Source organism: Nocardioides turkmenicus (assembly GCF_011045035.1).
GTDB classification, from domain to species: domain Bacteria; phylum Actinomycetota; class Actinomycetes; order Propionibacteriales; family Nocardioidaceae; genus Nocardioides; species Nocardioides turkmenicus.
On record NZ_JAALAA010000044.1, the window covers coordinates 1 to 5,550 of the forward strand.

2 rRNA genes are annotated in these 5,550 nt (G+C 55.4%); both read right to left on the reverse strand.

From position 1 onward, the window contains the following. Positions 1–25 precede the first annotated feature (25 nt). Positions 26–3,119, reverse strand: a 23S ribosomal RNA gene (locus G5C66_RS25490). 489 nt (positions 3,120–3,608) lie between these two features. Next, a 16S ribosomal RNA gene (locus tag G5C66_RS25495) occupies positions 3,609–5,123 on the reverse strand. Together the 16S and 23S rRNA genes form the textbook arrangement of a ribosomal RNA operon. Between the last annotated feature and the right edge of the window lie 427 nt (positions 5,124–5,550).

Genomic DNA, 5,550 nt, shown 5'->3' on the forward strand with positions numbered 1-5,550 from the left:
TTGTTGTTTTTGTTGAGGGTTTATGAAAGATAAGCCCTCGGCCTATTAGTACCGGTCGGCTGGGCATCACTGCTGTACACCTCCGGCCTATCAACCCCATAGTCTGTAGGGGGCCTTAACCCATAAAGGGTGGGAAACCTCATCTTGAAACGTGCTTCCCGCTTAGATGCGTTCAGCGGTTATCACTTCCGAACGTAGCCAACCAGCCATGCACCTGGCGGTACAACTGGCACACCAGAGGTTCGTCCATCCCGGTCCTCTCGTACTAGGGACAGCCTTTCTCAAGTTTCCTACGCGCGCGGCGGATAGGGACCGAACTGTCTCACGACGTTCTAAACCCAGCTCGCGTGCCGCTTTAATGGGCGAACAGCCCAACCCTTGGGACCTACTCCAGCCCCAGGATGCGACGAGCCGACATCGAGGTGCCAAACCATCCCGTCGATATGGACTCTTGGGGAAGATCAGCCTGTTATCCCCGGGGTACCTTTTATCCGTTGAGTGACCACGCTTCCACATGCCGTGGCCAGATCACTAGTTCCGACTTTCGTCCCTGCTCGACATGTCTGTCTCACAGTCAAGCTCCCTTGTGCACTTACACTCGCCACCTGATTGCCAACCAGGCTGAGGGAACCTTTGAGCGCCTCCGTTACATTTTAGGAGGCAACCGCCCCAGTTAAACTACCCATCAGGCACTGTCCCTGAACCAGATCATGGTCCGAAGTTAGACATCTAGTACGACCAGAGTGGTATTTCAACGATGACTCCACACACACTGGCGTGTGCGCTTCACAGTCTCCCACCTATCCTACACAAGCCGAACCAAACACCAATACCAAACTATAGTAAAGGTCCCGGGGTCTTTCCGTCCTGCCGCGCGTAACGAGCATCTTTACTCGTAGTGCAATTTCGCCGAGTCCACGGTTGAGACAGCGCCCAAGTCGTTACTCCATTCGTGCAGGTCGGAACTTACCCGACAAGGAATTTCGCTACCTTAGGATGGTTATAGTTACCACCGCCGTTTACTGGGGCTTAAATTCTGAGCTTCGCCTTACGGCTAACCCGTCCTCTTAACCTTCCAGCACCGGGCAGGAGTCAGTCCGTATACATCGTCTTACAACTTCGCACGGACCTGTGTTTTTAGTAAACAGTCGCTTGGGCCTGGTCTCTGCGGCCCTTCACGCTTCCCCCAGCTAGTGGGTTCACGATCCGGGCCCCCCTTCTCCCGAAGTTACGGGGGCATTTTGCCGAGTTCCTTAACCATGGTTCGCTCGATCGCCTCGGTATTCTCTACCTGATCACCTGAGTCGGTTTGGGGTACGGGCGGCTCATGACTCGCTAGAGGTTTTTCTCGACAGCATAGGATCATCGACTTCCCCAAACGGGTCCCCATCACATCTCAGACATACAGAGCCCGGATTTGCCTAGACTCAGTCCTACATGCTTGGCCACGGACAACCATCGCCGTGGTTCGACTACCTTCCTGCGTCACCCCATCACTTGACTACTACACACTCGGGTCCCATGTTCCACACACACGCCTCACCCCGAAGGGATCGGTCACGTGTGCTTCAGATGGTTAGCATCATGCGCCTCATCATGGGCGTCACTTCGCCGGTACGGGAATATCAACCCGTTGTCCATCGACTACGCCTGTCGGCCTCGCCTTAGGTCCCGACTTACCCAGGGCAGATTAGCTTGACCCTGGAACCCTTGATCAATCGGCGGATGTGTTTCTCACACATCATTCGCTACTCATGCCTGCATTCTCACTCGCGTACCGTCCACCGCTGGATCACTCCGCTGCTTCACCCGATACACGACGCTCCCCTACCCACCCCGGAAAACCGGAGTGCCATAGCTTCGGCGGATAACTTGAGCCCCGCTACATTGTCGGCGCGGAATCACTTGACCAGTGAGCTATTACGCACTCTTTCAAGGGTGGCTGCTTCCAAGCCAACCTCCTGGTTGTCACTGCGACTCCACATCCTTTTCCACTTAGTTACCGCTTAGGGGCCTTAGCTGATGGTCTGGGCTGTTTCCCTCTCGACAATGGAGCTTATCCCCCACTGTCTCACTGCTGCGCTCTCACTTACCGGCATTCGGAGTTTGGCTAACGTCAGTAACCTGGTCGGGCCCATCGGCTATCCAGTGCTCTACCTCCGGCAAGAAACACACAACGCTGCACCTAAATGCATTTCGGGGAGAACCAGCTATCACGAAGTTTGATTGGCCTTTCACCCCTAACCACAGGTCATCCCCTCCATTTTCAACTGAAGTGGGTTCGGTCCTCCACGCCGTCTTACCGGCGCTTCAACCTGCCCATGGCTAGATCACTTCGCTTCGGGTCTAGAGCGCGCGACTCAACCGCCCTATTAGGACTCGCTTTCGCTACGGCTACCCCACACGGGTTAACCTTGCCACACACCGCTAACTCGCAGGCTCATTCTTCAAAAGGCACGCCATCACCCCCACTACCCACAAGGGGTCGGCCGGGCTCTGACGGATTGTAGGCACACGGTTTCAGGTACTATTTCACTCCCCGCCAGGGGTACTTTTCACCTTTCCCTCACGGTACTGGTCCGCTATCGGTCATCAAGAAGTATTTAGGCTTAGCGGGTGGTCCCGCCAGATTCACACGACATTCCACGAGTGCCGTCCTACTTGGGAAGTACATCAACCCAGCCAAACACATACGACTACGGGGCTATCACCCGCTACGGCCCAGCTTCCCAACTGGTTCGCCTTCATGCTTGGTTTCTTACTGAGCTCACCGCCGGCAGACGATGACAGACATATCCCACAACCCCAACTACGCAACGACTGCCGTCTATCACACGCAGTTGGTTTGGCCTCATCCGATTTCGCTCGCCACTACTCTCGGAATCACTATTGTTTTCTCTTCCTACGGGTACTGAGATGTTTCACTTCCCCGCGTTCCCTCCAAACGCCCTATAGATTCAGGCGCAGGTAACACGACATGACTCGTGCTGGGTTTCCCCATTCGGACACCCCCGGATCAACGCTCGGTTGCCAACTCCCCAGGGCTTATCGCAGGCTCCAACGTCCTTCATCGGCTCTTGATGCCAAGGCATCCACCATGTGCCCTTCATAGCTTATCTCTCACAAACACTCAACAAAAACAACAAACAACAACAACTCGCATCACTGCAAGATTGCCGAGCTTGTCTGCGCTACGAAGACCAACACACACCAACACCCACAAACCAAAGGCCTAAACCAGAGGCTCACAAGTGCCTACAAGGTGTGTGCATTCTTATTAAACAAGATGCTCGCGTCCACTATCCAACTATCAACCCCGGCCACCTCTCGGCGCCGGCCAGCCCGCACAACCATCTCCACTCCGAAGAGCTTCGACCGAAGGGGGCGAGAGAAACTCACGTGTGTGATTCCTCAGGGCCCAACAGTGTGTCAAGACCAAGCCGTCACCGGCAGCCACCAGGTTCCACGCCCTGTCTCCGAAGAGAGTTGGGCAGTACTGAGATGACCAGCAAGTATCCGACTGATCGTTCATCGACGATTCCACTAGCGAGTAGCACCATCACCACACGACCTTGTGCCGTGTGAATCCATGGCCACTTACTCCTTAGAAAGGAGGTGATCCAGCCGCACCTTCCGGTACGGCTACCTTGTTACGACTTCGTCCCAATCGCCAGCCCCACCTTCGACAGCTCCCCCCACAAGGGTTGGGCCACTGGCTTCGGGTGTTGCCGACTTTCGTGACGTGACGGGCGGTGTGTACAAGGCCCGGGAACGTATTCACCGCAGCGTTGCTGATCTGCGATTACTAGCGACTCCGACTTCATGGGGTCGAGTTGCAGACCCCAATCCGAACTGAGACCGGCTTTTTGGGATTCGCTCACCCTCACGGGATCGCAGCCCTTTGTACCGGCCATTGTAGCATGCGTGAAGCCCTGGACATAAGGGGCATGATGACTTGACGTCATCCCCACCTTCCTCCGAGTTGACCCCGGCAGTCTCCTATGAGTCCCCAACCGAATTGCTGGCAACATAGGACGAGGGTTGCGCTCGTTGCGGGACTTAACCCAACATCTCACGACACGAGCTGACGACAGCCATGCACCACCTGTACACCGACTAAAAGGGCACCTATCTCTAGGTGTTTCCGGTGTATGTCAAACCCAGGTAAGGTTCTTCGCGTTGCATCGAATTAATCCGCATGCTCCGCCGCTTGTGCGGGCCCCCGTCAATTCCTTTGAGTTTTAGCCTTGCGGCCGTACTCCCCAGGCGGGGCGCTTAATGCGTTAGCTGCGGCACGGAACCCGTGGAATGGATCCCACACCTAGCGCCCAACGTTTACGGTGTGGACTACCAGGGTATCTAATCCTGTTCGCTCCCCACACTTTCGCTCCTCAGCGTCAGGATACTCCCAGAGAACCGCCTTCGCCACCGGTGTTCCTCCTGATATCTGCGCATTTCACCGCTACACCAGGAATTCCATTCTCCCCTGAGTACCTCTAGTCTGCCCGTATCGAAAGCAGGCCAGGTGTTAAGCACCTGGTTTTCACTCCCGACGCGACAGACCGCCTACGAGCCCTTTACGCCCAATAATTCCGGACAACGCTCGGACCCTACGTATTACCGCGGCTGCTGGCACGTAGTTGGCCGGTCCTTCTTCTGCACATACCGTCACTTGCGCTTCGTCTGTGCTGAAAGAGGTTTACAACCCGAAGGCCGTCATCCCTCACGCGGCGTTGCTGGATCAGGCTTCCGCCCATTGTCCAATATTCCCCACTGCTGCCTCCCGTAGGAGTCTGGGCCGTGTCTCAGTCCCAGTGTGGCCGGTCACCCTCTCAGGCCGGCTACCCGTCGAAGCCTTGGTGAGCCATTACCTCACCAACAAGCTGATAGGCCGCGAGCACATCCCAGGCCGAAAAAACTTTCCACAACCAGATCATGCAATCGGTTGTCGTATCCGGTATTAATCACCGTTTCCGGTGGCTATCCCAGAGCCTGGGGCAGATTACTCACGTGTTACTCACCCGTTCGCCGCTCGAGTACCCCGAAGGGCCTTTCCGCTCGACTTGCATGTGTTAAGCACGCCGCCAGCGTTCGTCCTGAGCCAGGATCAAACTCTCCGTTGAAAAACAACACCAAACACACTGTAAACAGCCATGCTTGGAAAAAGAGATGCCCTGACAGGAGACACTGACATACGATCAAAGATCGTGTTTGCCAGAATCAATTGTCAAAGAAACCATCAACCAACATCCCCACTAAAAGGACCTGGTCGACGGGGCATAACAAACTAATTCGTCGACTATGACACACTGTTGAGTTCTCAAGAATCACACGCACACCGGTAGATTTCGAAACATCCGTTCCCAGCCAGTCCGGTGACTGCTTTATTCGCTTTAGGTCCTGCTTTGTTCTTCGTGCTGAACCCTACCAGGCTCTCTTTCGCTTCAGCAATTCGGCGCTAACCGCGCTTCCTTACCAGCTCCAGACCCTCTGGCCGGTCCTGCCTCGCAGACTTTATCAGAGCCACTCTCGCTTCTCCAACTCGGCGCT